The sequence below is a fragment of the Klenkia taihuensis genome (genome assembly GCF_900112525.1).
Taxonomy (GTDB): Bacteria; Actinomycetota; Actinomycetes; order Mycobacteriales; family Geodermatophilaceae; genus Klenkia; species Klenkia taihuensis.
This window is the reverse complement of sequence record NZ_FOMD01000002.1, coordinates 124,300-150,281: the sequence shown is the minus strand read 5'-3', so window position 1 is coordinate 150,281 and position 25,982 is coordinate 124,300. Positions and strand designations below refer to the sequence as shown.

At 73.4% G+C, this 25,982-nt stretch carries 30 protein-coding genes; 2 read left to right on the top strand and 28 right to left on the bottom strand.

Translation table 11 applies throughout. The features are described from left to right. Positions 1-38 precede the first annotated feature (38 nt). The 28 genes from BM158_RS08625 to BM158_RS08490 form a co-directional block, all read right to left on the bottom strand. Positions 39-1,226, bottom strand: coding sequence for an EscU/YscU/HrcU family type III secretion system export apparatus switch protein (locus BM158_RS08625; protein WP_091556747.1), 1,188 nt, complete (start codon positions 1,224-1,226; stop codon positions 39-41). A 4-nt stretch (positions 1,227-1,230) separates the two neighbouring features. Then, positions 1,231-1,995 (bottom strand): flagellar biosynthetic protein FliR, encoded by a 765-nt coding sequence (fliR, locus tag BM158_RS08620; protein ID WP_091556745.1) that lies wholly within the window; start codon positions 1,993-1,995, stop codon positions 1,231-1,233. Positions 1,996-1,999: 4 nt separating this feature from the next. Next, a complete protein-coding gene (fliQ, locus tag BM158_RS08615) occupies positions 2,000-2,275 on the bottom strand; it encodes a flagellar biosynthesis protein FliQ (protein WP_091556743.1) in 276 nt (91 codons plus the stop codon). Then, positions 2,275-3,090, bottom strand: a complete 816-nt coding sequence (gene fliP / locus BM158_RS08610) for a flagellar type III secretion system pore protein FliP (protein ID WP_091556741.1) — start codon at positions 3,088-3,090, stop codon at positions 2,275-2,277. The genes fliQ and fliP overlap by 1 nt, the downstream gene beginning before the upstream one ends. Beyond that, positions 3,090-3,641: a FliO/MopB family protein gene (locus BM158_RS08605; RefSeq protein WP_091556738.1), complete on the bottom strand. Its 552-nt coding sequence runs from the start codon at positions 3,639-3,641 to the stop codon at positions 3,090-3,092. Before BM158_RS08605 ends, fliP begins: the two co-directional genes overlap by 1 nt. Beyond that, a complete protein-coding gene (gene fliN / locus BM158_RS08600) occupies positions 3,638-4,393 on the bottom strand; it encodes a flagellar motor switch protein FliN (RefSeq protein ID WP_091556737.1) in 756 nt (251 codons plus the stop codon). The genes BM158_RS08605 and fliN overlap by 4 nt, the downstream gene beginning before the upstream one ends. Beyond that, positions 4,390-5,358, bottom strand: coding sequence for a flagellar motor switch protein FliM (locus tag BM158_RS08595; protein ID WP_229827897.1), 969 nt, complete (start codon positions 5,356-5,358; stop codon positions 4,390-4,392). Before BM158_RS08595 ends, fliN begins: the two co-directional genes overlap by 4 nt. Before the next feature lie 52 nt (positions 5,359-5,410). After that, entirely contained in the window at positions 5,411-5,911 is a 501-nt protein-coding gene (locus tag BM158_RS08590) for a flagellar basal body-associated FliL family protein (protein ID WP_091556732.1), read from the bottom strand. Then, positions 5,908-6,867 (bottom strand): OmpA/MotB family protein, encoded by a 960-nt coding sequence (locus tag BM158_RS08585; RefSeq protein ID WP_229827896.1) that lies wholly within the window; start codon positions 6,865-6,867, stop codon positions 5,908-5,910. Before BM158_RS08585 ends, BM158_RS08590 begins: the two co-directional genes overlap by 4 nt. Further along, entirely contained in the window at positions 6,864-7,643 is a 780-nt protein-coding gene (locus BM158_RS08580) for a motility protein A (protein ID WP_091556730.1), read from the bottom strand. Before BM158_RS08580 ends, BM158_RS08585 begins: the two co-directional genes overlap by 4 nt. Before the next feature lies 1 nt (position 7,644). Beyond that, entirely contained in the window at positions 7,645-7,959 is a 315-nt protein-coding gene (locus BM158_RS08575; RefSeq protein ID WP_091556728.1) for a flagellar FlbD family protein, read from the bottom strand. Positions 7,960-8,087: 128 nt separating this feature from the next. Next, on the bottom strand, positions 8,088-9,356 hold the full coding sequence (locus BM158_RS08570; RefSeq protein WP_091556727.1) for a flagellar hook protein FlgE: 1,269 nt from the start codon (positions 9,354-9,356) through the stop codon (positions 8,088-8,090). Between the two features lie 38 nt (positions 9,357-9,394). Further along, positions 9,395-9,817 (bottom strand): flagellar hook assembly protein FlgD, encoded by a 423-nt coding sequence (locus tag BM158_RS08565; protein ID WP_091556725.1) that lies wholly within the window; start codon positions 9,815-9,817, stop codon positions 9,395-9,397. 9 nt (positions 9,818-9,826) lie between these two features. Further along, positions 9,827-11,515: a flagellar hook-length control protein FliK gene (locus BM158_RS08560; RefSeq protein ID WP_091556723.1), complete on the bottom strand. Its 1,689-nt coding sequence runs from the start codon at positions 11,513-11,515 to the stop codon at positions 9,827-9,829. Continuing rightward, complete coding sequence (locus BM158_RS08555) at positions 11,512-12,471, bottom strand: NlpC/P60 family protein (RefSeq protein ID WP_091556721.1); 960 nt, start codon at positions 12,469-12,471, stop codon at positions 11,512-11,514. Before BM158_RS08555 ends, BM158_RS08560 begins: the two co-directional genes overlap by 4 nt. Further along, positions 12,459-12,911: a flagellar export protein FliJ gene (locus BM158_RS08550; RefSeq protein WP_091556719.1), complete on the bottom strand. Its 453-nt coding sequence runs from the start codon at positions 12,909-12,911 to the stop codon at positions 12,459-12,461. Before BM158_RS08550 ends, BM158_RS08555 begins: the two co-directional genes overlap by 13 nt. Then, positions 12,908-14,239 carry a FliI/YscN family ATPase gene (locus BM158_RS08545; protein WP_091556717.1) on the bottom strand — a complete coding sequence of 444 codons (1,332 nt, stop codon included), beginning with the start codon at positions 14,237-14,239 and terminating at the stop codon, positions 12,908-12,910. Before BM158_RS08545 ends, BM158_RS08550 begins: the two co-directional genes overlap by 4 nt. Beyond that, positions 14,236-15,075 (bottom strand): FliH/SctL family protein, encoded by an 840-nt coding sequence (locus tag BM158_RS08540; protein ID WP_091556715.1) that lies wholly within the window; start codon positions 15,073-15,075, stop codon positions 14,236-14,238. Before BM158_RS08540 ends, BM158_RS08545 begins: the two co-directional genes overlap by 4 nt. Then, on the bottom strand, positions 15,059-16,141 hold the full coding sequence (gene fliG, locus BM158_RS08535) for a flagellar motor switch protein FliG (RefSeq protein ID WP_091556714.1): 1,083 nt from the start codon (positions 16,139-16,141) through the stop codon (positions 15,059-15,061). The genes BM158_RS08540 and fliG overlap by 17 nt, the downstream gene beginning before the upstream one ends. Next, positions 16,138-17,709, bottom strand: a complete 1,572-nt coding sequence (fliF, locus tag BM158_RS08530) for a flagellar basal-body MS-ring/collar protein FliF (RefSeq protein WP_091556712.1) — start codon at positions 17,707-17,709, stop codon at positions 16,138-16,140. Before fliF ends, fliG begins: the two co-directional genes overlap by 4 nt. After that, entirely contained in the window at positions 17,709-18,122 is a 414-nt protein-coding gene (gene fliE / locus BM158_RS08525) for a flagellar hook-basal body complex protein FliE (RefSeq protein WP_229827895.1), read from the bottom strand. The genes fliF and fliE overlap by 1 nt, the downstream gene beginning before the upstream one ends. Beyond that, positions 18,119-18,520, bottom strand: coding sequence for a flagellar basal body rod protein FlgC (locus BM158_RS08520; RefSeq protein ID WP_091558579.1), 402 nt, complete (start codon positions 18,518-18,520; stop codon positions 18,119-18,121). Before BM158_RS08520 ends, fliE begins: the two co-directional genes overlap by 4 nt. Positions 18,521-18,522: 2 nt before the next feature. Continuing rightward, on the bottom strand, positions 18,523-18,876 hold the full coding sequence (locus BM158_RS08515) for a flagellar basal body rod protein FlgB (RefSeq protein ID WP_195826733.1): 354 nt from the start codon (positions 18,874-18,876) through the stop codon (positions 18,523-18,525). 302 nt (positions 18,877-19,178) lie between these two features. After that, positions 19,179-19,604: a hypothetical protein gene (locus BM158_RS08510; protein WP_091556710.1), complete on the bottom strand. Its 426-nt coding sequence runs from the start codon at positions 19,602-19,604 to the stop codon at positions 19,179-19,181. After that, positions 19,601-19,987 (bottom strand): flagellar export chaperone FliS, encoded by a 387-nt coding sequence (gene fliS, locus BM158_RS08505; protein WP_091556708.1) that lies wholly within the window; start codon positions 19,985-19,987, stop codon positions 19,601-19,603. The genes BM158_RS08510 and fliS overlap by 4 nt, the downstream gene beginning before the upstream one ends. Before the next feature lie 34 nt (positions 19,988-20,021). Then, a complete protein-coding gene (gene fliD, locus BM158_RS08500) occupies positions 20,022-21,431 on the bottom strand; it encodes a flagellar filament capping protein FliD (RefSeq protein WP_091556706.1) in 1,410 nt (469 codons plus the stop codon). A gap of 196 nt (positions 21,432-21,627) precedes the next feature. Then, positions 21,628-22,866, bottom strand: coding sequence for a flagellin N-terminal helical domain-containing protein (locus BM158_RS08495; RefSeq protein ID WP_091556704.1), 1,239 nt, complete (start codon positions 22,864-22,866; stop codon positions 21,628-21,630). Positions 22,867-23,005: 139 nt separating this feature from the next. Further along, complete coding sequence (locus BM158_RS08490; protein ID WP_229827894.1) at positions 23,006-23,851, bottom strand: sigma-70 family RNA polymerase sigma factor; 846 nt, start codon at positions 23,849-23,851, stop codon at positions 23,006-23,008. Between the two features lie 257 nt (positions 23,852-24,108). Between BM158_RS08490 and BM158_RS08485 the strand changes: the two genes are divergently transcribed. Next, the gene (locus BM158_RS08485) at positions 24,109-24,594 is read left to right on the top strand and encodes a flagellar protein FlgN (RefSeq protein WP_091556700.1); all 486 of its coding nucleotides are present in this window, start codon (positions 24,109-24,111) and stop codon (positions 24,592-24,594) included. Continuing rightward, positions 24,591-25,982 (top strand): flagellar hook-associated protein FlgK, encoded by a 1,392-nt coding sequence (gene flgK / locus BM158_RS08480; protein ID WP_091556698.1) that lies wholly within the window; start codon positions 24,591-24,593, stop codon positions 25,980-25,982. The genes BM158_RS08485 and flgK overlap by 4 nt, the downstream gene beginning before the upstream one ends.

Sequence of the window (25,982 nt, the reverse complement as noted above, 5' to 3'; positions counted from 1 at the left end):
CCGCGCAGGGGGCCGTGACCGCCCCGTCACGCCCGGGGTCAGGCCGCGGAGACGCCGTCCACCGCACCGGTGCCGCCACCGGCGACGGGGGTGACGCGGCGGCGGCCGGCGACCGGCAGCCCGGTCGTGTCCGGCGGGCTGAAGCCGGGCTGGTGCACCCCGCCCCGGATGCCGCGGGTGCCCAGCTGCATGACGAAGGCCAGCACCCGCGCGACGGCGGTGAACAGCTGCGGGGGGACCTCCTGGCCCAGGTCGCAGCTGCCGTGCAGGGCGCGGGCGAGCGGGATGTCGCGCACCTGGGGGACGCCGTGCTCGGCGGCCAGCTCGCGCAGCCGGCGGGCCACCTCGCCCGAGCCCTTGGCCACCACCCGCGGTGCACCGAAGGCGGGGGAGTACTTCAGCGCGACGGCCACGTGGGTGGGGTTGGTGAGCAGCACGTCGGCCGTGGTCACGTCGGTCATCATCCGGTTGCGGGCCTGGGCCAGCATGACCGCGCGGCGGTGGCCCTTCACGTGCGGGTCACCTTCCTGCTGCTTGTGCTCCTGCTTGATCTCGTAGAGGCTCATCTTGAGCTTCTTCATGGTCTGCATCCGCACCACCATGTAGTCCGCGACCGCGAGCACCAGGCCGGTCAACGCGGCCACCCGGATCATCATCAGCGCCGAGTCGGTGAACACCGAGGCGACGGTGCCCAGCGGCATCGACCCCGACGACGCCACCAGGCTCTGCACGTCGTCGACGGTCAGCAGGATGGCCACGCCGATGGCCACCGTCTTGATCAGCGCCTTCGCCGTCTCCCACAGGCCGTGCCCGCCGAACATCCGCTTCAGCCCGGGGAACGGGTTGATCTTGGAGAAGGTGGGCTTGATCGGCTTGCTGGCGAAGACGACCCCGCCCTGCGCGGCCGAGGACAGCACCCCGACCACCATGATCCCGGCCGCCAGCGGCAGCACCGCCATGAGGAAGGTGGTCAGCGCCTGCCCGAGCAGCCGGTTGACCGCCTCGAGGTCGGGCCGCTCGGCCACCTGGCCGATCTGCAGGAACAGCGCCCGCGCCCCGTCGAAGGACTTGCCGACCATCACCGGCAGCAGGAAGCTCGCCGCCACCGCCCCCAGCCACGTCCCCAGTTCCTGGGTGCGCGGGATCTGCCCTTCCTTGCGCGCCTTCTTCAGGCGCTGGGGTGTCGGTTTCTCTGTCTTCTCACCACCCGGACCGTCCTGGGCCACGGCGCTACCCCGCCCTCAGCGCGAGGAAGGCGCGGGTGGCGGTCTCCACGAGGCTGTCCAGCGCGGTGGGCAGCAGCGGGAAGGTCAGCCCGAGCATCACCAGGGTGAGCATGATCTTGACCGGGAAGCCGAGGGAGAAGATGTTCATCTGCGGCGAGGCACGCGAGAGCAGCCCGAGGGCGACGTCGGACAGCAGCAGCACCGCCACCAGCGGCCCGGCGATCTGCAGCGCGGCCAGGAACATGGTGCTCATCGCGTGCACCACCGTCGGCCCGATCTGCTCGGCCGGCAGCACCGCCCCCAGCGGCAGCCCCTGGTAGGAGGTCCACAGCCCGCGGACCAGCAGCAGGTGCCCGCCGCTGGTGAACAGCAGCCCGATGGCCAGCAGGTTCTGCAGCCGGCCGATGGTCGAGGCGGTGCTCATCGACAGCGGGTCGTAGGCCGGCTGCAGGGAGAACCCGCCGGTGACGTCGAGGATGTCGCCGGCCAGCTGGATCGCGGCGAAGAACAGCTGGACGACGAAGCCCAGGGCAGCGCCGATCACCACCTCGGTCAGGGCCGTGAGCACCAGGTAGCCGGTCGACAGCTGGCCCAGCTGGGCCTCGACCTGGTGGAACACGACCAGGGCCAGGCACACCGACAGCGCGCCCTTCACCGTGGCCGGGATGGCCTTGGAGTTGAAGGGCGGGGCGAGCAGCACGAACCCGGCGGTGCGCGCGGTGGCCAGCAGCAGCGCCGCGAGCGTGGCCTCGGAGACGTCGAGGTCCACGCGGTCAGCTCCGGCCGAGCAGCGCCGGCAGTGCGTCGAAGAGCTGGTGGGTGAAGGAGACCAGTTCCGAGAGCACCCAGTTGCCGGTGACCACCATGGCGATGGCCACGGCGATCAGCTTGGGCACGAACGACAGCGTCTGCTCCTGGATCTGCGTCGCCGCCTGGAACAGCGAGATCGCGAACCCGACGAGCAGGGCGGTGAGCAGGATCGGCGCGGCCACCTTGGCGGCCACGATCATCGTCTGCACCGCCAGGTCGGTGATCTGGGCGTCGGACATCAGCCGCTGCCCGCGTAGGAGCCGACCAGCGCGGTGGTGATGAGCGCCCAGCCGTCGACGACGACGAACAGCAGCAGCTTGAACGGCAGCGACACGATCACCGGCGGGACCATCATCATGCCCATCGCCATCAGCGCGGCGCTGACCAGCATGTCCAGCACCAGGAACGGGATGAAGACGACCAGCCCGATGATGAAGGCGCTCTTGAGCTCGCTGAGCACGAACGCCGGGACCAGCGTCAGCATGCTCACCGCGTCCTGGTCGGCCGGCATCTGCTCGCCCGACAGCCCGACCATCAGCTTGAGCTCGTCGCCGCGGGTGTTGGCCAGCAGGAAGTGCTTGAGCGGCTCGACCCCGGCGTCGTAGGCCTGCCCGACCGACATCGAGCCGTCCAGGTAGGGCTGGATCGCCAGGTGGTTGATGTCGGCGATCACCGGGCCCATCACGAACAGGGTCAGGAAGAACGCCAGGCCGGTGAGCACCTGGTTGGGCGGGGAGTTCTGCAGGCCCAGCGCGTTGCGGGTCAGCGAGAGCACCACGACGATCTTGGTGAACGAGGTGACCAGCAGCAGCAGCGCCGGGGCGATCGAGAGCACCGTGATCGCCAGGATCAGGGTGATGGCGCTCGACGGGCTGTCCCCGCCGATGCTGATGTCCAGGCCGCCGGTCGGCGCGGTCGGGGCCACCGGTGCGGTGGGGTCGTCGACCGCGAGGGCGGCGGTGGCGGTGACGGTCAGGAGGGTCGCGCCCGCGGCGGTGACCACCCCCACCCGGGTGGCCCAGCGGCCGGCGCGCTCCCGCAGGAGCGCGGTCATCAGCGGCGCACCGTCCGCTCCCGCAGGCCCTCCACGACCTGCGTCCAGGCCGCCCGGTCGAACACCGAGCCGGCGACCAGCCCGCTCCCGCCGGCCTGCCGGCCGACCGGGACCGGACGGCGGGGACGACGGGTGCCGGGGACACCGGGCAGCGCGGGCAGCGGGATCTGGCTGGTGGGCGCGTCGTGGTCGAACGGGTCGTCGGCGGCCTCGAGCGCGCGGGCCGGACGGCGGGCGGCGACGGCGGCCCGGCGGGCCTCCTGCGCGGCGGTCCGCTCCTCCTCGGCCTCGGCGAGCACCTCCTCGACGACCTCGGCGTCCATCTCGGCCAGCAGCGTCACGTTCTCCTCGGTGCTGCCGACGACGAGCACCCGGTCGGCCACCCGCAGCACGCTGACGGTGCTGCTGCGGCCCATCCGCTGGCGCGCGACGACCTCGATGAGGCCGTTGCCCATGCCCAGGCCGCGCTTCTTGGCCACCCGGGCGGCGAACCACAGCACACCCGCGACGAAGACCAGCGAGAGGACCAGCCGGATGACCATCCAGGTCATGCCGAGGCCTGCCCGAGCTCGGCGGCCGCGGCGTCGGTGACCACCTCGGTGATGCGCAGGCCGAACTCCTCGTCGACCACGACCACCTCGCCGCGGGCGATGAGGGTGCCGTTGACCAGCAGGTCCGCCGGGGCACTGGCGGCCCGGTCGAGCTCGACGATCTCGCCGGGGTAGAGGGAGAGCAGCTCCTGCACCGTCATCCGGGTGCGGCCGATCTCGACGGTGACCTCCATGGCCACGTTGCGCAGCAGCTCCAGGCTGCCGCGCTGGGTCTGGCCCTGCGGGCGGGGCAGGGTGACCTGCAGGGCGAGGGTGGCCTGGTGCTCGCCGGCGGCCAGCAGCGGGACGGCGAGGAAGACGCCCTTGTCGCGCAAGCCGTCCAGCGCCGCCTCGGGCTCCTCCATCCGCTCGCTCGTCACCGTGACCCGGCCCAGCACGCCGGCGGCCGCCTCCAGCGCCGGGCGCATGGCCGCGGCGACGTCGAGCTTGCCGACCGGGGAGTTGGCCAGGGCCTCGACCACGGAGCCGGCGACGACCAGGACGACGTCACCGCTGACCTCGCCGGACAGCCGGGCGGTGATCGCCGCGGGGGAGTCGCCGGGCAGCGGGGCGATGTCGGGGTCGTCCACCGGGGAGCCGCAGCTGAGCGCGGAGGTGGCGGGCAGCAGGGCGCCGGCGGCCTGGGCGGCCGAGACCACGGCGGCGGAGATCGTGGCGGCGTCGTCGGTGCGGGCGGCGGTTCCGGTGCTCACTGGTGGTCCCTCGCGGTGCTGGTGGAACTGGGCGGGGTGGCGACGATCTCGGCGGCGAGCCGACGGCGGTGGTTGCTGGCCACCGCGTGCGCGAAGACCACGTCGTTGGTGGTCACCTCGAGGGGGCTGTCCCGGGGGTGGCGCAGCAGCAGCACGTCGCCGACGGCCAGGCCGAGCAGGTCGGCGCTGGGCACGGTGATCGGCCGGAAGCGGGCGTTGACCTCGACCGGGACCGCGCCGAGGCGCTCGGACAGCGCGTCGGAGGCCTGCTGCCGCTCGCGCAGCGCCTGCGCCGACAGCTGCGGGGAGGTGGCGCCGTGCAGGGCCGGGGCGAACGGCGCGAACGGCAGCATCAGCGTCGCCTCGGTCTCGCGGTCGCCGAGGGTGAGGGAGAAGGAGCTGACCACGACGGTCTCGCTGCTGACCGCCAGCTGGGCCAGCTGCGGCTGGTACTCGAAGGACTCGAGGCCGAAGTCGAGCCGGACGACGGGGCGCAGCGCGACGCCGAGCTCGTAGAGCACCCGCTCGACGGGGTACTTGGCGAGCCGGGTCTCCATGCCGGTCATCGGCCGCTGGGGCTGGGCCGCGGTGCCCGAGCCGCCGAGCAGCAGGTCGATCATCGCCATCGCGACGTCCATCGACCAGGTCAGCAGGCCCCGGCCGCGCAGCGGCTCGAAGGAGATGACCGACATGAACACCGGGTTGTCCAGGTGCGCGATGTAGTCGTCGTAGGCGAACTGGTCGATGCCGCCGAGCTCGACCTTGACCTCGGTCCGCAGCACCTGGGTGAGGTTGGTGGCGGTCTGCCGGGCGAAGGACTCGAGCAGGTTCTGCAGCACCCGCACGTGGTCGCGGGAGAGCTTGGTGGGGCGCCGGAAGTCGTAGCTGCGGGCCTCCCCGCGACGGCGCCGGGAGGCCATCAACGCCGCTGCGCGGGGCGCGGGTGCAGCGTCGGCGAGGGTCACGGATCCCTCATCGGCGGTCCGGGTGGTCAGAGTGACCACCCGGACCGTCCCGTCACTGGGTGACGTACTCCGTGTAGTAGATCCCCATCACGAGGTCGCCGGCCTCCTCGGTGTTGTAGGCCTCCTCGATGCGCTGCTCGAGCTCGGCCTTCATGGCGTCCCGGTTGCCGGTGACGTCGGTGGGCTGGGCCTCGGAGAACATGTCGATGACGATGTCGGTGGCCTTCGACCCGTCGGGGGCGGTCTCGCCGGCCTCCTCGGTCAGCTGCAGGCTCACCCCGATCTTGAGGTAGCCGCCGCCGGCCAGGTTGACCGTCACGGAGTCCAGCGGCAGCACGATGCCGGCCACCGGGGCGGGCTCGGCCTCCTCGCCGGAGCCGGAGAAGACGAAGAAGTACAGGCCGGCGCCGATGCCGAGGAGCGCGACGACGGCGATGACGATCAGCTTGAGCTTGCCGCCCTTCTTCTCCTCGCCGTCCTCGGCGGCGTCCTTGCCCTTCTTGCCCTTGCTGTCGGCGGCCGCGACCGGCCGCTCCTTGGTGGGTGCGGTCACGGGGTGCTCTCCTGGTCCTGGGCGGTGACGGCCTGGGGGGCCGCCTGCTGGGCTGCTTGCGAGGCGAGGCCGGGCAGCAGGGCGCTGGCCTCGGCCGAGGCGGTCGAGAGGACGACGACGTCCACCCGGCGGTTGACCGACACCGACGCGGGGTCGGAGTCGGGGAGGAGCGGTCGGGTGTCGGCGAAACCGGCGGCCTGCATCCGGTCCGCCGGCAACCCGTCGGTCTCGACCAGGTAGCGCAGCACGTTCACCGCGCGGGCGGCCGAGAGGTCCCAGTTGGAGGGGTAGGGGCCACCGGGGGTGACCGGCAGCGAGTTGGTGTGCCCCTCCACCTTGAGCGCGTTGGGCAGCGAGGCCAGGGTGGGCGCGATCGCGTCCAGCACGGTCTTGCCCTCGCCGCGCAGGTCGGCCTGCTCGGGACCGAAGAGCACCTGGTCGGCCACGATGTGCACGACGAGGCCCTCGTCGGTGATCTGGAAGGTGGCCGCGTCGGCGTCGCCCGCCGCGGTGAGCGCGGCGGTGATGGCCGCCTGGGCGGCGGCGAGCTGGTCGTACTGGGCCTGCGCCTCGGCCTGGTTCTGCGCCGACTGCTCGGCCAGGGCCTGCGCGCGGGCGGCGGCCTGGGTGGCCTCGTCGGGGCGCTGCGTGGGGTCGACCTGGTTGTCGACCTGCATCGGCGAGTTGAGCTGGTCGAGCACGCCGGCGTCGGCGGTGGGCGAACCGGTGTCGATGATCGCGGTGGGGGCGCCGAAGCTCTCGGACAGGCCCTCGGCGAACGCGGCGAACTTCAGCTGGTCGACCTGGCTGATCGAGTAGAGCACGATGAACACCGCGGTCAGCAGCGTCATCATGTCGGCGAAGGACACCAGCCACCGTTCGTGGTTCTCGTGCTCCTCCTCCTCGTGCTCCTCGTGCCGGCGGCGCCCCTTCTTCCCGGAGTCGTGACCGCTCACGCCGCGGCCTTGGCCATGGCGGCCGCCTCGCTGGGCGGCACCAGGGAGGTCAGCTTCTGCCGGACGGTGCGCGGGCTGGTGCCGGCCTGGATCTCCGCGATGCCCTCGACGAGCAGCTTCATCTGGGCGGCCTGCAGGTCGCTGGTGCGCATGATCTTGGCGCCGGCGGGCAGCCACAGCACGTTCGCCGAGAGCACACCCCAGAGGGTGGCGACGAACGCGGCGGCGATGAGGTGGCCGAGCTTGTCGGGCTGGTTGAGGTTCTCCAGCACGTGGATGAGCCCGATGACCGTGCCGATGATGCCGATGGTGGGCGCGTAGCCGCCCATGGCGGTGAAGAACTTGGCGGCGACCTTGTCCTCGGCCTTCTTCGCCGAGATCTCGGCCTCGAGCACGGTGCGGAGGTCCTCGGGGTCGGTGCCGTCGACGGCCATCTGCAGACCGCGCTGCAGGAACGGGTCCTGGATGTCCTTGATCGGGCCCTCGAGGGCCAGCAGGCCCTCCTTGCGGGCCTTCTCGGCCAGGATGACCAGGTCCTGGATCTTGTCCGCGGCCGGCGGGACGGCGGTGGGCATGAAGCCCTGCTTCATCCAGCCGCCCATCTTCTTCACGTCGGCCATCGTCGAGCCGGCCATCGCCGCACCGAACGTGCCGACGAAGACCAGCAGGATCGGCGGGATCAGCATGATCGCCATGGGCGAGGAGCCCTCGAGGATCATCGAGACCAGGATCGCCACGAGGGCGACGCCGACGCCGATCAGGGTTGCCGGATCCATGTCAGCGCTCCTCGCGGTGGGGGAAGGGCAGGACGGCGTGGTCGCCGTCCCCGGTGGGGTCGCAGTCGTGCCCGTCGTCGGCGAGGACGGACATCAGCGGGCGCGGGTGGGTGCCGCGGTCCATGGCGTAGGCGGTGGCCAGGACGTCGGAGCGGTAGTCGCGGATGGCGACCAGCACCTCCTGCAGGCTCTCGCGGACCAGGAAGCGGACGTTGTCGTTGAGCGAGATGACCGTGTCGGGGTGCGCCTCGACCCGCTCGATCAGATCGGGGTTGAGCGCGAAGGGCTCCCCGTTCAGGCGGGTCAGGCAGATCACCGGAGGCTCCAGGTCGTCGTCGTGGGGGGTGGCGCACTGCTGTCATCGGCGCGCCGGGTGGATCTCTGAAGCGGCACGGCCCGGTCACCCCGTCGGGGTGACCGGGCCGCCCACCGGAGGACCCGGGATCAGCGCTTGAGGTTGACCAGGTCCTGCAGCAGCTCGTCGGAGGCGCTGATGACGCGGCTGTTCGCCTGGAAGCCGCGCTGGGCGATGATCAGGCCGGTGAACTCCTCGGAGAGGTCCACGTTGCTCATCTCCAGCGCGCCGGAGGACAGCGTGCCCAGCGAGCCGGTACCGGCCGCGCCGATCAGCGCGACGCCGGAGTTGTCGCCCACCGCGTAGCTGGTGTTGCCCATGTTGATCAGGCCGGACGGGTTGTCGAAGGTGGCCATGGCCAGCTTGCCGATCGCGCGGCGCTCGTTGTTGGTGTAGACGCCGGTCATCGTGCCGTCCTCGGACAGCGAGAAGCTGGACAGCGAGCCGGCGGTGTAGCCGTTCTGGTCCACCGCGGCGATCGCGGTGCCGGCGGCCTGGGCGGTCACCTGGGCGAAGTCGAAGACGGCGCCGGTGGGGGAGCCCCAGCCCGGGACGGTCAGCGTGTTGCCGGTGGTCGCGGCGCCGGCGCTGAGGTTGCTGAAGGTCGGCGTGCCGCCGGCGGTGAACAGGACGTCGGCGGTCACCGGGGCCGGGGGCGTGGTGCCGTCCTCGTTGGCGATGGACAGCGTCCACTGGCTGTTGCCGTTGGTGTTGTCCACCGACTGCTGGGTCCAGGTCAGGTTGAGCCGCTGCTCGACGCCGGCCTGGTTGTAGACGGTGGCCTTGGCGACCTTGACGTTCGCGCCGGCTGCGGCGGCGGGGTCGATGAGCACGTTGCGGCTCATGGTCACCGCGGTGGTGGCCTTGGGGGGCAGCGCGGCGCCGTACTGGACCTGCAGGTCCTCGAGGGTGCCGCCGGTGTCGATCGTGCCGTCGGCGTCGGACATCCAGCCCTGCACCCGGTTGCCGTCGGCGGTGATGAGCTTGCCGGCGCCGTCGAAGGTGAAGGAGCCGGCGCGGGTGAACAGCTGCTGACCGCCGGTCTTGGTCACGAAGAAGCCGTCGCCCTGGATCATGAAGTCCAGCGCACGGCCGGTGTTCTGGGTCTTGCCCTGGCCGAAGTCGGTGGTGATGGCGGCGAGCTTGACGCCGAGGCCGACCTGGGCGGGGTTGGTGCCGCCCTCGGTGTCGTCGGGGCCCTTGCCGCTGCGCAGCACCTGGGTGAGCGTGGTCTCGAAGACCGTGTTCTGGGTCTTGAAGCCGACGGTGTTCACGTTCGCGATGTTGTTCGCGACGGTGTCCATCTTGGTCTGGTGGGCGCGCAGGCCGGAGATGGCCGAGAACATGGAACGCAGCACGGGGACTCCTGGGGTGGGGGTGGGCGGGGGAGCGCCGGTCAGGCGGAGAAGGCGGTGATGCGGCCGACGGCGACGGTCTGCCCGTCGATGACCGCGGTGGACTCGGTGCTGTCGGAGCCGAGGATCACCGAGCTGACGCGCCCGGTGGCGGCGACGCCGTCCTCGCCGACGTAGGTGGCCGTCTTCCCGACCAGGGCGCCGGCGCTGGAGGCCCGCTGCAGGGCGAGCATCGCGGCGTTCTGCTCGGTGAGCTTCTGCATCGTCTCGACCTGCGAGTAGGTGGCCGTCTGGGTGACCAGGGCGCCGGAGTCGGCGGGCTTCTCCGGGTCCTGGTACTTCATCTGCGCCACGAGCAGCTTGAGGAAGGTGTCCTTGTCCATCCCGCTGGTCCCCACCGAGGTGGTGGCGGAGCCGGCCATCGCGGACAGCGACGTGCTGCCGGAGGTGGCGGTGACGGTCATGGGTCCTCCTCAGACGCGGACGTCGACGCCGGAGGGCGCCGGTCCGCCACGGGTGTGGCGGGTGGTGCTGCTGGTGCTGGTGTCCTCATCGGCAGTCGCGCGGCCGGTCGGTACCGCATCCCAGCGGGGACCCGGTGAGCGGGGGTCCTGGCCAGCGGTCCAGCCCGAGCCGGACTGCTGGCCGCCACCGGTGGAGACCTGGGCGTCGGTCAGCTGCAGGCCCGCGGCGGCGAGTTCACGGCGCAGCTCGGGGACCGCGTCGGCCAGCACGGCACGGCTGCCGTCCTGCCCGGCGCTCATCGCCAGCGACACCTGGTCACCGGTGACCGTCAGCTGGACCTCGACCCGGCCCAGGGACTCCGGGGCGAGCACGACGGTCACCGAGTGGCTGCCGTCGCGGGTCGCCAGTGCGGTCAGCTGCGGGGCCAGCTGGGCGGCCACCGGGGGGTCGGCCGGAGCGGCCGGGGCCGGTCCGGTCGGGACGGCCGCGGCCGGGGCCGGGGCCGCCGCCGGCGCGGGGGCGGCGCCCGGGAGCAGGGCGTCGGTGCGGGGGACGTCGACCGCCTCGGGCCCGGTCGGGGCGGAGGTCGGGACGGAGGCCGGTGCGGACGGGCCGGACGGCGCCGGGGCGGCCGGTGCGCCGGCGACGGCGACCGGCTCGGCAGCAGGGGCCGGCGCGGTCGTGGTCGCCGCCCGCGCCGCGGCGACGACGGGCGGGGCCACCGGGTCGTCGGTCGGGGCAGCCGCCGCGGCGTCCGTCACGGGAGGCTCGACGGCCGCGCTGGTGGGTGCGGTCACGGCCGGGGCGGACCCGGTGCTGCCCGGGACGGCGACCGCGCCGGGGGTGGCGGCGGTGGCCGCGGGCAGGCCGGCCGGCCGGGCACCCGCGGCGGCCGACGGCGGCACGGCGACGGGCGCTCCGGGCAGGTCCGGACCGGCCACGGTGTCGACCGGGACGGCCGTCGGGGCGGCGACCTGGCCGGCCGCCGGGACGCCGGGGGGCTGCGCGGCCGCGGGGGCCGGACCGGTGGCCGGCGTGCCGGCCGGGTCCGCCGGCGGGCCGGGCACGGCGGGGGCGGGGCCGGTCGGCGACGCGGGCACGCCGGCCGTGCTCGGCACGGTGGCCGGCCCGGGGCGGCCGTCGAGCCCGGTGGCCCCGGTGGGCGCGCTGACGGCAGCGGGGGTGCGTACCTGGTCGTCGGAGGCGACGGTGGGGGCAGCCGCGGCGGGGGAGGTGACGGTGGCGGCGGGGGCGGAGCCCGGTGCGGTGGGCGCCGGGACGGCGGCGCCCCCCTCGGCCGCGGGCGCCGCTGCGGCAGCGGGCAGGGACGTTGCGACCACGGCTGCGGCCGGGGGAGCGGTCACCGGTCCGCCGGGCGGGACGGCGCCGACGGCGGTGGCGGAGCTGCCCTCGACCGGCGTCACCACGGCGGCCACGGCCGCGGCGGGCTGCACGGCAAGCAGGAACCAGGGCGGCGCACCCACCGGGGACGCGGCCACCAGCGCAGTGGCGGCGTCCTCGTCGTCCGGGGTCGCGGGGCGGTCGTCCGGCGTCCCGGCCGGGTCCCGCTGTGCCTGCACGGCGGACTGCAGGACGCCGGCGAAGGCGGCCGCGCCGTCCGGGTCGCCGGCCGTGGGACCGGTGGCGGGGGCGGCGGGCGCGGCGACGGCGACCTGCGCGCCGAGGGCGGCGGTCACGACGCGTACCCCGCGGCGGCCGCGTTGACCTTGCGGACGTAGGCCTGGGTCTCGGCGTAGGCCGGGATGCCGCCGGCGTTCGCGACCGCGGTCGGGCCGGCGTTGTAGGCGGCCAGCGCGAGGTCGGTGGAGCCGAAGCGGGCGGTCAGCTGCGCCAGGTACCTCGCGGCGCCGTCGACGGCGGAGGCCGGGTCCATGGGCCGCACGCCGAGGCCGGCGGCGGTCGCGGGCATGAACTGCATGAGGCCCTGGGCGCCGGCCGGGCTCACCGCGCCCGGGTCGAAGCCGGACTCGACCTCGGCCATGCCGGCGAGCACGGCGGCGCTCACGCCGTGCCGCGAGGCCGCGGCGGTGAACAGGTCGGCGTAGGGCACGCCGGCCAGCGAGCCGCCCGGGGGCGCCGCGGCCGGAGCGGCCGTGGGCAGCACGCGGCGGATGACGGTGGGGTTGCCGACGTCCTGCACCTTGACGACGTCGCCCTCCTGCGGTGAGGCGATCATCTTCCCGTTCCCGAGGTAGATCCCGACGTGGTCGATGCCGGCGCGGGCCGAGCTGTTGTCGAAGAAGACGAGGTCGCCGGGGCGGGCGTCGGCGAGGTTCGCGACGGCGGTGCCCGCGGTGGCCTGCTGGCTGGAGGTGCGGGGGATGGTGATGCCGACGTCGGCGAAGACGCGCTGGGTGAAGCCGGAGCAGTCCAGGCCCTTCGCCGGGTCGGTGCCGCCCCACAGGTAGGGCACGCCCAGGTACTCGGTCGCGGCCTGCACGACGGCGGTCTCCGCGGAGGTCCCGGCGGCGGCCGCGGTGCTGCCGGTGGCGGCCGCGGTGGAGGTGGTGCCCATCAGCCCGGCGGCGGACGCGGCGGACAGCCACGCGGCGTTCGGGCCACCGCCGGCGAAGGTCGCCATGCGGCTCTGGATCTCGGCGATCCTGCTCTGGACGGCGGTCAGGCCTTCCACGTGTCCTCCTCCCCGGTCCTGGTCCGGCCGTGCCGCCCGGTGACGACGTCGTCAGCCGCGCGCTCCTCGGCGGCGAGCTCGGCCCGCACGGCGGCGAGCCGGTGCCGCTCGGCCAGCCGCTCCAGGGCCTTGGTGGCCTGCGCGGCGGCGGTCCAACTGGCGCGCACCGCCTCGGCCTGCTCGGCGGTGGCCCGGGCGGTGGCCCGGGCATCCACCTCATCGGCGGCCAGGGCGCGCAACCCGACCATGGTCGCCACGAAGGTCGCGCCGTCCATCCGCTCCGGCAGCCGGGCCGACGCCAGCGAGCGGGTGACGTCGGCGGCCTGCGCCTCGCTGCGGGCCGCGGCGCGCGCCGCCGCCGCGGCGGCGGCACCGGCGGCCCGCTCCTGGGCGCGGCGCAGCTCGAGCACCGGCTGCAGCCGGAAGGCGGTGCGCTTCACGAACCCGTCACGATGCGGTGCAGCTCGTCCCAGGCCGCGTCGGGCGAGGTGGTGTCCTCCACCGACTGGCGCAGGAACCCGGTGAGCTGCGGCTCGAGCAGCCGGGCCCGGTCGACCAGCGGGTCGCTGCCCTCGGTGTAGGCGCCGATCTCGATGAGCTCGCGGGCGTCGCGCAGCGCACCGAGCAGCCGGCGGGCCTCGCGCGCGTCGGCCATCCGGTGCGGTGCGGTGACCGCGGAGGCGACGCGGGAGATCGACTCCAGCACGTCGATGGCGGGGAAGTGGCCGGCGGTGGCCATCTGCCGGGTGAGCACGACGTGGCCGTCGAGGATCGACCGCGCGGTGTCGGCGATCGGCTCGTTGTGGTCGTCGCCCTCGACCAGCACGGTGTACAGCCCGGTGATCGACCCGACCGCGCCGGTGCCGGCCTTCTCCAGCAGCCGCGGCATCATCGCGAACACGCTCGGCGGGTAGCCGCGTGTGGCCGGGGGCTCGCCCGCGGACAGGCCGACCTCGCGCTGGGCCATCGCGGTGCGGGTGATGGAGTCCATGAGCAGCAGCACGTCGCGGCCCTGGTCGCGGAAGTCCTCGGCGATCCGGGTGGCCACGAACGCCGCCCGCAGCCGGACCAGCGGCGGCTCGTCGGAGGTCGCGACCACCACGACGGTGTTGGCCATGCCCTCGGCCCCGAGGTTCTCCTCGAGGAACTCCCGGACCTCACGGCCACGCTCGCCGATCAGCCCGATGACCCGGACGTCGGCGTCGGTGCCGCGGGTGATCTGCGCGAGCAGGGTGGACTTGCCGACGCCGGAACCGGCGAAGATGCCCAGCCGCTGCCCGCGCCCGGCCGGCACCAGGGTGTCCAGCGCGCGGACGCCGAAGGACAGCGGCTGGGCAACCCGGGCACGGGAGAGCGCGTGCGGGGTCTGCGTGGCCAGGTCGACGAAGCGGGCGCGGCCGGCCAGTGGGGGCCCGCCGTCCACCGGGCGGCCCAGGCCGTCGAGCACCCGGCCGAGCAGCGCCGTCCCGACCGGGACCTGCAGCGGGCGGCCGGTGGCGCGGACCCGCGACCCGACGTGCACCCCGTGGACCTCGCCCAGGGGCATGCAGGTGAGCCGGTCCCGGTGCAGCGCGACGACCTCCGCGCGCAGTGCTCCTGACCCGCCCACCCCGCCGGGCCCGCTGGACCCGGCGATCTCCACGACGTCCCCGACCGCGGCGGTGACGCCCTCCACGGAGATGGTCAGGCCCATCGCACCGGTGACGGTGCCGGTGCACAGCGGGCGGGCGGCGGTGCGTGCGCGCGCGACGACGTCGGCGACGCTCATGCGCCGAGCACGTCCCGGACCCGCTGCAGCGCCGGGCCCAGCTGGGCGTCGACCCGCTGCACGCCGGTCTCGGCGACGGCGCCGGCGCGCTCGACCAGCGGGTCGGCGACCAGCCGGACCGAGGCGGGCAGGCCGGCCAGCACGGTCGGGTCGATCCGCTCGAGGTCGTCGGGGTTGAGCCGGACGACGGTCGGGCCGTCCTCGGGCGAGAGCGCCAGTGCGCGGCGCAGCGCGTCGACGCCGGGCTGCGCGGCCACCGCGAGCTCCCGGTCGAAGACCTCCTCGACCAGCGTCAGCACCGACCCCAGCACGAGCTGGTCGAAGGTCTCACCGCCCACCGGCGGGGTGGCGTCGACCTGGGCGCAGGCGGCGGTGAGCGCGGCGACGGTGGAGGCGATCCGCGACTCCCAGCGCTGCTGGACGGCCAGCAGCCGGGCCTCGGCCTCGGCCTCGACCCGCGCCACGGCGGCCTCGGCCTGGGCCATGCCCTCGGCGTGCCCCGCGGCCCAGCCCTCGGTCCGGGCCTGCTCGCGCAGCCGGTGCAGCTCCGCGGCGTAGACGTCCTCCAGCCGGGGCGCGGGGACGTCGCCCACCCGCCGTCCGGCCCGGTCGGGGGACCGGCGGTCGGCGACGTACGGGACGGCGGCGGCCGCGGCGTCGGCGCGGAGCACCGACGTCGGGACGTCGGGCTCCGCGCCGACCCGGGCGAGCACGGGGCGCTGCACCCGGGTCGGGGCCTCGCGGAGCACCCGGCCGGCACCGGCCGAGCGGTCCCAGGCGACGGCGCGGGCCGCGGAGTCGCCCCGCAGGACGGCTCCCTCAGGCGATGAGGTCATCGTCGCCTCCCCGGTCGATGGTGATCTGGCCGGACTCCTCCATGGTCCGCAGGACCGCGACCACCCGGGCCTGGGCCTCGCCGACCGTGGCCGCGCGGACCGGGCCGAGCAGCTCGATCTCGTCGGTGAGGTCGAGCGCGGCGCGCTCGGAGAGGTTCCGCATGACCTTGTCGCGGACGTCGTCCCGCACGCCCTTGAGCGCGGCGGCCAGGTCGGCGGGGGACACCTCGCGGAGCACCAGCTGCATGGACCGGTCGTCGACGATGACGATGTCCTCGAAGACGAACATCTGCGAACGGACCTTCTCGGCCAGCTCCGGGTCGTTGGTGGCCAGGGCCTCCAGGATCGACTTCTCGGTCGGCCGCGACGCCCGGTTGATGATCTCGACGAGGGTCTCGACACCACCGGCGGCGGGCAGGTCCGGCGAGGACAGCAGCGAGCCCATCCGGCGCCCGATCTCGTCCTCGACGAGCCGGACCACCTCGGGGGTGGTGCGGTCCATCATCGCGATCCGCAGCGCGACGTCGGCCTGGCGGTCGGGCTCGAGGCGGCTCATCAGCTCCGCCGACTGCGGGGCGGGCAGGTGGGCCAGCACCAGCGCGATGATCTGCGGGTGCTCCTCGCGCACGAAGGACAGCAGCTGCCGGGTGTCGGCGTTGCGCAGCGAGGTGAACGGCGGCTCCTCGTAGACGCTCTGCAGCCGGCCGAGGACGGCGGCGGCCTCGGCGTCGCCGAGCCCGGCGGTGAGCGCCTGCCGGGCGAACTCCAGCCCGCCCGCCCCGACGGCCGGCGCGTGCAGCATCCGGTCGTGGAACTCGAACAGGACGTCGTCGATGTCGCCCGGGTCGACGCTCTTGAGCCGCATCAGCTCACCGGTGAGGGCGTCGATCTCCTCGGGGGTCAGCTGGGCCATGACGGCCCCCGCTTCCTCCCGGGTCATCTGGGCAAGGAAGAGAGCAGCCTTGCGGAGTCCGGAGAGGTCGCGTCGGGGCAGGCGGACGGGAGCCCGGTCGGGGTCGCCCCCGGGCTCCAGGCCCACCATCTGCTCGACGGACGCCAGGGTCATGTCCGGCTCTCGGCCAACCAGCCGCGCAGGGTCGACGCCACGGCGTCGGGCTGCGACTCGATCATGGTGGTGATCTCACCGCGCAGGCGCTGGCGCTCCATGGCCTCGACGGCGGCCGCGGTGCGCGACTGCAGGCCGGCGTCGCGGGTGCTGGCCACCTGCAGCGCGTCGAGGTCGTCGTAGTCGCCGTCCAGCTCCTCGTAGTCCTCGTCGAGGTCGCCCTTCTTCTTCCGGTTCTTCAGCCAGACCAGCAGCAGGACCAGGAGCAGGCCCCCGACGATGGCGCCGGTCTTGACCATCGACCACATCTGCTCGCTGGCGGCGGCCTCGTTGGCCGCGGCGATGCCGGCCTGGGCCGCGTCGGCCGCGGCGGTGCTGAACGCCATCGAGGAGACGGTGATGGCGTCGCCGCGGGCGGGGTCCAGGGAGACGGCCTGGCTGACCAGGTCCTGGATGGTGCCGTTGGGCACCGTGCTGCCGCCGGCGGTGTTGAGGGCGACCGCGACGGTCAGCCGCTCGACCTGGCCCGGGGTGGAGACGGTGTTGGTGACGGTCGTGTTGATCGGGTTGTTGACCGTCGTGGAGTTCTTGTCGTAGTTGCCGTCGCCGCCGGTGGTGGCCCCGGTGGTGCCGTCGGTGCCGAGCACGCCGCTGACGCCCGAGCCGGTGCCGGTGTAGGTCTCCGACGTCGTCGCCTCCGACGTCGCCGGGAGCTGGGCCGGGTAGCTGTAGGTGGTCGCGGTGCTCTGGCTCTGGTCGAAGTTCATCGTGGCGGCGACCGTCACGATGGAGTTGCCCGGGCCCAGGACGCGGTCGAGCAGGTTCTGCGCGTTGGCCTGCAGGGTGTTCTGGAAGGTGGCCGTGGCGTCGGACTGGCTGCTGGTGCCGCCCACGCTGCCGGCCGCCGACAGCAGCTGGCCGTCGGTGTCGGTGACGGTGACGTCGGCGGGCTTCATCCCCGAGACGGAGCCGGCGACCAGGTTGACGATCGACTGCACCTGCTCGCCGGAGAGCTCGGTGCCCGGGGTGAGGTCCAGCAGCACCGAGGCGGTCGGGTTGCTGGTGTCGGTGACGAAGACCTCCTCCTTGGGCATGGCGATGTGCACCGCGGCGGTCTGCACGCCGTTCATCGACTCGAGGGTGTTGTTGAGCTCGCCCTCGAGGGCCCGCTGGTAGGTGGTCTGCTGCTGGAACTCGCTGGTGGTGATGCCGCCCTGGTCCAGCAGCGCGTAGCCGGAGTCGCTGCCGGCCTGCGGGGTCAGGCCCTTGCCGGCCATCGACAGGCGCAGGCTGTAGACCTGGTCCTTGGGGACCAGGATCGTGTCGGTGCCCTGCAGCTGGTAGGGCACGCCCTCGGTGTCGAGCTCGTCGCGGATGGCGGAGGCGTCGCTGGCCGAGAGGTTGGAGAACAGCGGCTCGTAGGTCGGCGTGGTCACCCAGCGCACGAAGAAGAACGAGCCCAGCGCGAGGCCCAGCACCAGGACGGCGGCGATGGCCTTCTGCTGGAAGGTCATCGTGGCCAGCGTCGTGCGCACCCGGTCCAGCGGGCCGGCAAGAACGGCGGGCATCAGACCGGCATCCTCATGATCTCGTTGAAGGCCTCGACGGCCTTGTTCTTGATGGTGACGACGGCGGTCGTGGCGAGCTTGGCCTCGTTCGCCGCGATCATGTAGTCGTGGACGTCCTGCAGGTCGCCGGTGGCGGCCTGCTGCGCGTAGGTATCGGCAGTGCTCTGCAGACCCTGCAGCTGCCCGATGGAGGAGGACAGCAGGTCGGCGAAGGAGCTGCCGTCGGCGGTGCGCGGGACCTGCGTGGTGGCCGTGGAGCCGGCCACGGCGGCGCTGCCGGCGGTGAAGACGCCGTTGGCAAGCATCCCGGCGATGTCCCCGGACGCCACGCTGTTGCTGACGCCGTTGTTGTAGTAGCCGGAGCTGACGCCGACCCCGGTGCCGGTGGTGAGCGCGAGCGGGTTGACGGTCACAGGTTCTTCCCGAGCGAGAGGGCCGCCTGGTAGGCGTCGGTGGCGCGCGAGATCGCGCTGATGTTGGCCTGGTAGCCGCGCTGGGCGATGAGCAGGTTGGTCATCTGGGTGCCCAGGTCGATGTCGGGCAGCCGGACGTAGCCCTCGTCGTCGGCGAGCGGGTTGTCGGGGGAGTAGACGAGCTTGCCCTCGCCGCTGCCGAACGCCGCGCCGGCCACCCGGACGCCGCCGGTGCCCGACCCGTAGTCGACGGCCTGGGCGACGATGAACCGCTCCTTGAACGCCTCCTGGTCCGGAGCCGCCGCGGTGTTGATGTTGGCGATGTTGTCCGAGACCGCGTCGAGGTACTTGCGGTGCAGGGTCATCCCGGAGCCCGAGATCCTCAGGGCGTCGAACATGGTCACTGGGTCCTCATCGCGGCGCTCAGGAGGTCGTACTTGCCGTTGAGGGCCTGCAGGGCCAGCTGGTAGCGCAGCCCGGTCTCGGTGGCGATGACGGTCTCGGAGTCCAGGTCGACGTTGTTGCCGTCGGTGCGGGTGGCGGCCAGCGAGCGGTGCACGGAGCCACCGCCGACGGCGACGCCGCGGCCGTCGGAGAGCTGGGAGCGCAGCGAGGACTCGAAGTCGGTCCGGCCGGCGAGGAAGCCGGGGGTGTTGACGTTCGCGATGTTGTCGTTGCTCACCCGCTGGCGCTGCGAGAGGCCGGTGAGGGCCGCGTGCAACGCCGTCATCGTGGTGTCGGAGATGCCGATCACCGGACGACCGTCCGCTCCATGTCACTACCTCCGCGGTGCTCGCGCGGACCCTCGGGAAGGCAGGTCCGTCGCGTGCAACGGTCATCGGCAGTGCGAGGGCCCGTCGTGACCATCGTGGCCGTGGCGACGTGTGGGACGAACGGGGCTGCGCGTGCGGAGGGGGGAGGAGGGGTGGTGCAGCGAGTATCGACACCCGCGGGGAGATGTTGAGTCGTGCCAGCTCAGCGGCCCGTCACGCACAGGACCCCCCAGTCCGGCGGGTGCCGGGCCGGGGGGTCCTGTGGTGATCTGCCGTGCGCTGCTCAGACCGGGCGGTCGATGAAGGAGGACACCGGCCGGGTCGGGGACTGCGACATGCGGGCCGCCAGGTCGCGCTGGCGGCGGGACTGCGTGATGCCCTCGACGAGGGCCTCGGCGACCGCGAGCTGGTGCTGCAGCAGCCGCGCGGCCCGCTCGCGCAGGTCGTCGGGCAGGGGGCCCAGCCCGCTCGGGGGCACCCAGTCGGTGGAGCGGCGTCCCCAGGCGGCGATCTCGTCGGGCGAGGCGCCGGCCAGGGTGCGCTCGGCGGTGCGGGCGTCGTCCTCGAGGTCGTCGAGGGCCTCGGCCCACGTGCGGGGCGGGGCGTCCGACCGGCGCCGACGCTCGTCGGGCTGGTCGTCGGCGCGGCCGGCCGGGGTCGCGGGCCAGGGGTCGCTCGCACGGATGGCCCGCAGGCCGGGCAGGCTCATCCCGCGTTCTGGCCGCTGAGGATCGCCGCGGCCTCGGCCCAGGCGTCCCGCAGCGGCTCGACGACCGTGCGGCAGTCGGCCACCCGGCGGGCGTCGCCCTTGACGTTGGCCAGCACCATCTCGCCGTAGAGCCAGGTGTAGAGCGAGCTGAGCGCGCCCGCGCCCTCCCACACCTCGGGGTTCAGGGTGCTGTGCAGCTCGAGCACGATGTCCTGGGCGTGCATGAGCTGCGAGCTGGCCTCGACCCGGTCGCCCTCGCCCAGGGCAGCCTCGGCGCGCACCAGGTCGAGGGCGAGCCGGTCGTAGAGCATGACGAGCAGTCGCTGGGGAGAGGCGGTCTCGACGGCGGAGGACTGGTAGCGGGAGCGCAGCGCGGCGGTCATTCGGGGTTCTCCTGGGCGACGGGGGAGCGGGCGGTCAGGACGACTTGTTCGGGTTGTACAGCTGGCCGATCTGCGAGCTCAGCCAGGACGACTGGTTCTTGATCGTGTTGAGCGAGGTCTCGAGCGCCGTGAACTGGGCGGTGAGCGTCGCCTTCCGCTGGGCGAGGCGGATGTCGAAGGCGTCGATCTTGTCCTGGATGTCCTTCGCCAGGGTGTCGCGGCCCTTGGCCAGCGCGACCAGGGTGCCGGTCGAGGAGTCGCTCGCGGTCCTGGCCAGGGCCTGGAGCCGGCCGGCGATGCCCCGGACACCGGGGGTGGTCACCCCACCGACCGTGCTGTCGGCGGTGCCGCTGATCAGCCGGGTCGCCAGGGCCGGGTCGGCGGCCAGCTTGGCGGTGAAGGTCGCCGCGTCGAAGGTGAGCTTGCCGTCGCGGGTCAGCTGCAGGCCGACCTGCGACGCCGACGCCCCGCCGATGGCGGTGGACACCGTCGACAGCAACTGACCGGACAGGCTGACCAGCGCCGAGTCGCCCTGCAGGGTCGCGGTGGCCGACCCGGCGGTGGAGACCGTGAACCCCTTGATGACGCCCAGGGCGCCGTTGACGGCGTCGACGAGTGCCTGCACCTTCCCGGCGATGGCCGAGCTGTCGGTGCCGACGGTGACCGTCACCGGCCCGTCGGTGCGCTTGCTGACCGTCACCGCGGTCCCGGGCAGCAGGTCGGCGAAGGTGTTGGTGGACGACGTGGCGCGGACCCCGCCGCCGAGGTCGATCTCGGCGTCCCGGGCCGCCTGGACGGTGGTGAACGCGGTCTCGTCCACCACGGTCGCGCCGGGGTCGTCCGGGTCGGTGCGGGTCAGGCCGAGGCGGAAGCCGTTGTCGGCACCCGTCCTGGTCCCGTCGATCTTGATCCGGTAGCCGCTGTCGCCGGTCTGCACGATCTGCGCCTGGAAGCCGTAGCCGGCCGCGTTGATCTTGCTGACCACGTCCACGAGGGACGCGCCCTCGGGGATGGTGATCGTGTCGGTCACGGCGCCGTTGGCGTCGATGACCTGGATGGGCCAGGTCGGCTCGGGCTCCCCGGTGACGGAGGCGGTGGTGGAGGACCAGGTCCGGCTGGTGAAGGTGGTCTGCGCGGCGGCGAGGTTCTCCACGGTGAAGCTGACCGAACCCCGGGCGGCCGTGGCGGACGCGGTGGCCGTGACGTCCGACGTGGTGGTCCGCGCGGTGCGGGCCGCCTCCAGGGAGGTGGCGGTCAGGGCCTCGGCGGCGGTGCGGATCGCGTCGAAGCGGGTGTTGACCGCGCGGTAGGCGGTCGCCTTGGCCTGGGTGTCGGAGAGCCGGGACTTCAGCAGGGTCTGCGGCCGGGCCTCGACGCTCATCAGGTTGTTGATGATCGAGGTGGTGTCGAGCCCGGAGACCAGTCCGTCGATGGCGGAGGCCATGATCGTCGTCCTTCCTGGTGAGCGTGCGAGCGGTGGAGGTCCTGCTCCCCCTACATCGGCCGCCCCCGGCCCCACCTCAACCCGAAACCACCGGCTCACCCGGACGGGGTGGCAGGGAACGCGACGAGGGGGGAGGCCTGCTGGCCTCCCCCCTCGCCCGAGGTGGTGCGCCCCGCCCGGAGGCAGGGGGTGGTGCTTACTGCAGGAGCTTCAGGACCGACTGCGACGACGAGTTGGCCTGGGCCAGCATCGCGGTGCCGGCCTGGACCAGGATCTGGTTCTTGGAGAAGTTGGTCATCTCCGAGGCCATGTCCGTGTCGCGGATGCGGGACTCCGACTCCGACAGGTTCTCCACCGCGGTGTTCAGGTTCGCGATGGTGTGCTCGAACCGGTTCTGGATGGCACCGAGGTTCGCGCGCTGGGTGCTGACCTTCGAGATCGCGTCGTCGAGCTTCGCGATCGCCGCGTCCGCACCCGAGCCGGCCGTGAACACCGGGGTCGCCTTCGCGATGTCGGCGGCGCTGCTGCTCGCGGCGTCGTCGGTCATCGTGAAGGTGAGCTGGTTGCCCGCGGCGGTGAAGGAGCCGACGTTGCCGAGCGCCGCGTCGACGGCGGAGTTCAGCTTGGTGAGCGCGTCGGCGGCGGTGGTGACACCGGCGTAGTCGACCGTGGCCAGGTTGAACGACTTGCCACCGACGGAGATGGTGCCGTCGAGGGCAGCGAACTCGCTGATGGCAGCCGCGTCGGTCGCCGAGGCGCCCGAGGCGAAGGCCGAGTTGGCGGCCGAGGACGACGTGAACGCCACGGTGGCGGCGGCGGCCGAGGTGGCGTTCGTGGTGAACACCGTGCTGGCCGTGCCGCTGGCGGCGGCGGAGCTGAAGGCGCCGACCCCGGTGAGGTCGATGCCCGCCACGCCCAGGCCGGTGGCGTCCATGCCGGCGCCGTTGGAGCCGATGGCGATCGAGATGACCTCGCCGCTGTTGGCGCCGACCTGGAAGTTGCCGGTGTAGGAGCCGTCGAGCAGCTTCTTGCCGTTGAACGAGGTCGACGAGGCGATCCGGTTCAGCTCGGAGTTCAGCTGGTTGATCTCGGCCTGCAGGTTGCCCTTGGCGGCGGTGGACAGACCACCGTCGTTGGAGGCCTGCACCGACAGGTCGCGCATGCGCTGCAGGATGCTGGTGGTCTCGGCCAGCGCGCCCTCAGCGGTCTGCACGACGCTGACGCCGTCCTGCGCGTTGCGGACGGCGACCTTGAGGCCACCGATCTGCGAGCGCAGGCCCTCGGAGATGGCCAGCCCGGCGGCGTCGTCGGCAGCCCGGTTGATGCGGAAGCCGGAGGAGAGCTTCTCCAGCGACTTGCTCATCTGGCTGTCGTTGACCGACAGGTTGCGGTAGGCGTTCATCGCCGCGGTGTTGGTGTTGATGCGCATGCCCATGGTGATCCTCCTGGATGTGGGGCGGTGCTGGGTTGTCCCGCTGCATCCGTGCTGCGGGTCGTACGGGTGTGTCTACGGCTGCTGGGGGGGCGGACTTGAGCCGAACCGGCGAGGAATTCCGCCGGTGCACCCGGTCGGGTCAGGCCGGCTGGCCGAAGGCCCGGCGGACCGCCGCGGGGGTGCGCGGGGGCGGGGGGTACAGCGCCCGCGAGGCCACCGGCCGGCGGTCGGCCGTCCGCTCGAGCACCTGGGCGACGTAGCCGGCCTGCTGGGTCCGGGCCCGCACGCCCCCGGCCGCCACCACCGGTCGCTCCTCCCAGGCCTCGCTCATCGCGGCGTGCAGCAGCACCAGGGCCCGCGCACGCATCTGCGAGACCCGCGAGAGGGTCACCCCGAGGTCGACCGCGATGTCGGTCAGGGATTCATCACCGAAGAAACTCCGCTCGACCACCTCGCCGAGCCGGTCGGGCAGCGCGGCCATCGCCTCGTGCAGGTGACGGGCCCGCTCGCGCTTGACCACGGCCCGCTCGGGGGTGTCGCCGGGTGCCGGGACGTCGAACGTGCCGCCGTCGTCGTTGGTCGTGGCGTCGATGCTCACCATGACCGCGCGGTGCACGTCGACCTGCAGGGCCGACAGCTCGGTGGGGGAGACCTCGAGCTCGGCGGCCAGCTCGGCCCGCGTGGGCGGGCGGCCCAGCCGGGCGGCGAGCGCGTCGGCGGCGGCGTCGGACCGGCGGGCGGCGGCACGCACCGACCGGCTGGCCCAGTCGCCCGAGCGCAGCTCGTCGAGCACGGCCCCCTGCAACCGGGGGAGGGCGTAGGTGGCGAAGGTGGCGCCGGCGCCGGCGTCGAACCGGCGGGCCACCTCCACGAGGGCGACCTGGGCGCAGGAGAGGAGGTCCTCCCGGCTGACGTGCGCGGGCAGCGAGATCCGGGCGGCCACCGCGTTCACCGCGTACTGGGCGAGCGCGAGGTGCTGGGTCACGAGCGCGTCGACCGGCGAGGTCGACGGCGTCCGGGACGCCCGGGGCGGGCCCGCCTGGGGAGGCGACGGGCGAGACGGGTTCACGACCCCTATCTCGGCGTCCCACGAGTCACATCTGACCCCCCTCGGCAACTCCAGCACCGAACTTGAGCACTCGGCTTGACCGTCGTCGGGATGTGCCGAAGACAGCCCCCGAGACCGGTGGGCGGCGACGTCGCCGGGACGACTGCACCGGACCGACGACGAGAGGAGCCACGGTGGACTTCCAGCACCTGTCGACCCTGCTCTGGCGCGAGCAGGAGCTCCTGGACCTGCTGCTGTTCAAGGCGGAGGAGAAGCAGTACCTCATCGTCTCGGGCAAGAACCGCTGGCTGCCGCGCATCGCGCACGAGATCGAGGTCGTCCTCGACCAGCTGCGCACCCTGGAGGTCGAGCGGGCCGCCGTCGCCGAGACCATCGCCTCCCAGCTCGGCCTGCCGGCCAACCCCTCGCTGCGCACCCTCGCCGAGGCGGCCGGCGCCCCCTGGGACGAGCTGCTCGTCAAGCACCACGAGACGCTGCTGGTGCTGGTCAGCGAGCTGCGCGGGCTCTCCGACGCCAACCGCGAGCTGATCGCCAGCGGCCTGGCCGCCATCGACGAGGCGCTGCTGAGCGTGCGCCCGGACCAGCCGCGCACCTACTCGGCCACCGGTCGCACCCAGGCCGGCGCCTCGCGCTCGGTCAGCCTGGACGGCGCGCTGTGAGCGGCTTCTCCTCCCTCAACGTCGCCTCCCGGGCGCTGGCCGCCCAGCAGCGCGCCATCGACGTCACCGGCCAGAACGTCGCCAACGCCAACACCGTCGGCTACACCCGCCAGCGGGTGGAGATGCAGTCGCTGGCCAGCCACTCGGCCTACGGCCTGCAGTCCCGCGAGGACAGCCCCGGCAACGGCGTCAGCGCCGAGAAGGTCATCCGCGTGCGCGACGCGTTCCTCGAGCGCCGCGCCCAGCAGCAGGCCGGGCTGGCCAGCCAGGCCGCGGCCACGGCGGCCACCTACAGCCAGCTGGAGACCTCCTTCGGCGAGCCCGGGGACACCGGCATCCAGAGCCTGCTGACCAAGACCTCGGCCGCCTGGAGCCAGCTGTCCACCCGGCCCACCGACACCTCGTCGCGGATCGCCGTGCTCTCGTCGGCCGACGCGCTGGCCAAGGGCCTGCGCACGGCCAGCGCGGCCGTCGACGCCCAGTGGTCGAACACCCGGCTCGAGGCCACGGACCTGGTCGACGAGGCCAACGCCACGCTCGCCCAGATCGCGCAGCTGAACCGGACCATCCAGGACTCCCAGGGCAACGGGAACCCGGCCAACGAGCTCCAGGACCAGCGGGACGGTCTGGTGGCCCTGCTGTCGAAGACCCTGGGTGCGACCGGGGTCGAGGGCGACAACGGCATGGTGGACGTCGTCGTGGACGGCAACGTGCTGGTCAGCGGCACCGGCGCGTCGAAGCTCGCCCTGACCGGCGGGACCGACCCCCTGACCATGGCGACCGCCCCGGTGCGGCTGGCCGTCGCGCCCGGCGGCTCCGTCCTGCAGCCCGGCGGCACCGTGGGCGGCCAGCTCGACGCGATGAACACCGTCCTGCCCTCCTACCAGGCGCAGCTGGACCAGGTCGCCCTGGCCGTGACCGGCGTCAACGCCGTCCTGGCCACGGGGTACGACAAGGCCGGCGCGCCGGGCACGGCGCTCTACGGCGGCAGCTCGGCCCGCGACATCACCGTGGTCATCACGGACCCGGCCGAGCTGGCCGCTGCGGCGAACCCGCCGGCCGGGACCGACGCCTCGGCCGACGGGGCGCTGGCGGACCAGGTCGCCCAGCTCGGCAAGGCCGCGGCCGGCCCTGACGCCACCTACCGGCAGATGATCACCGCGCTGGGCATCGCCTCGCGCGGCGCGGCCGGCGCGGCGACCACCGCCAGCACGGTGCTGGGCCAGGTCGACCAGGCGCGGTTGTCGGTCAGCGGGGTCTCCCTCGACGAGGAGATGACCAACCTCCTGGTCTTCAAGCAGTCCTACGCCGCGGCCGCCCGTGTGGTGACCGCCCTCGACGAGATGCTCGACGTCCTGATCAACAAGACCGGACTGGTCGGAAGGTGA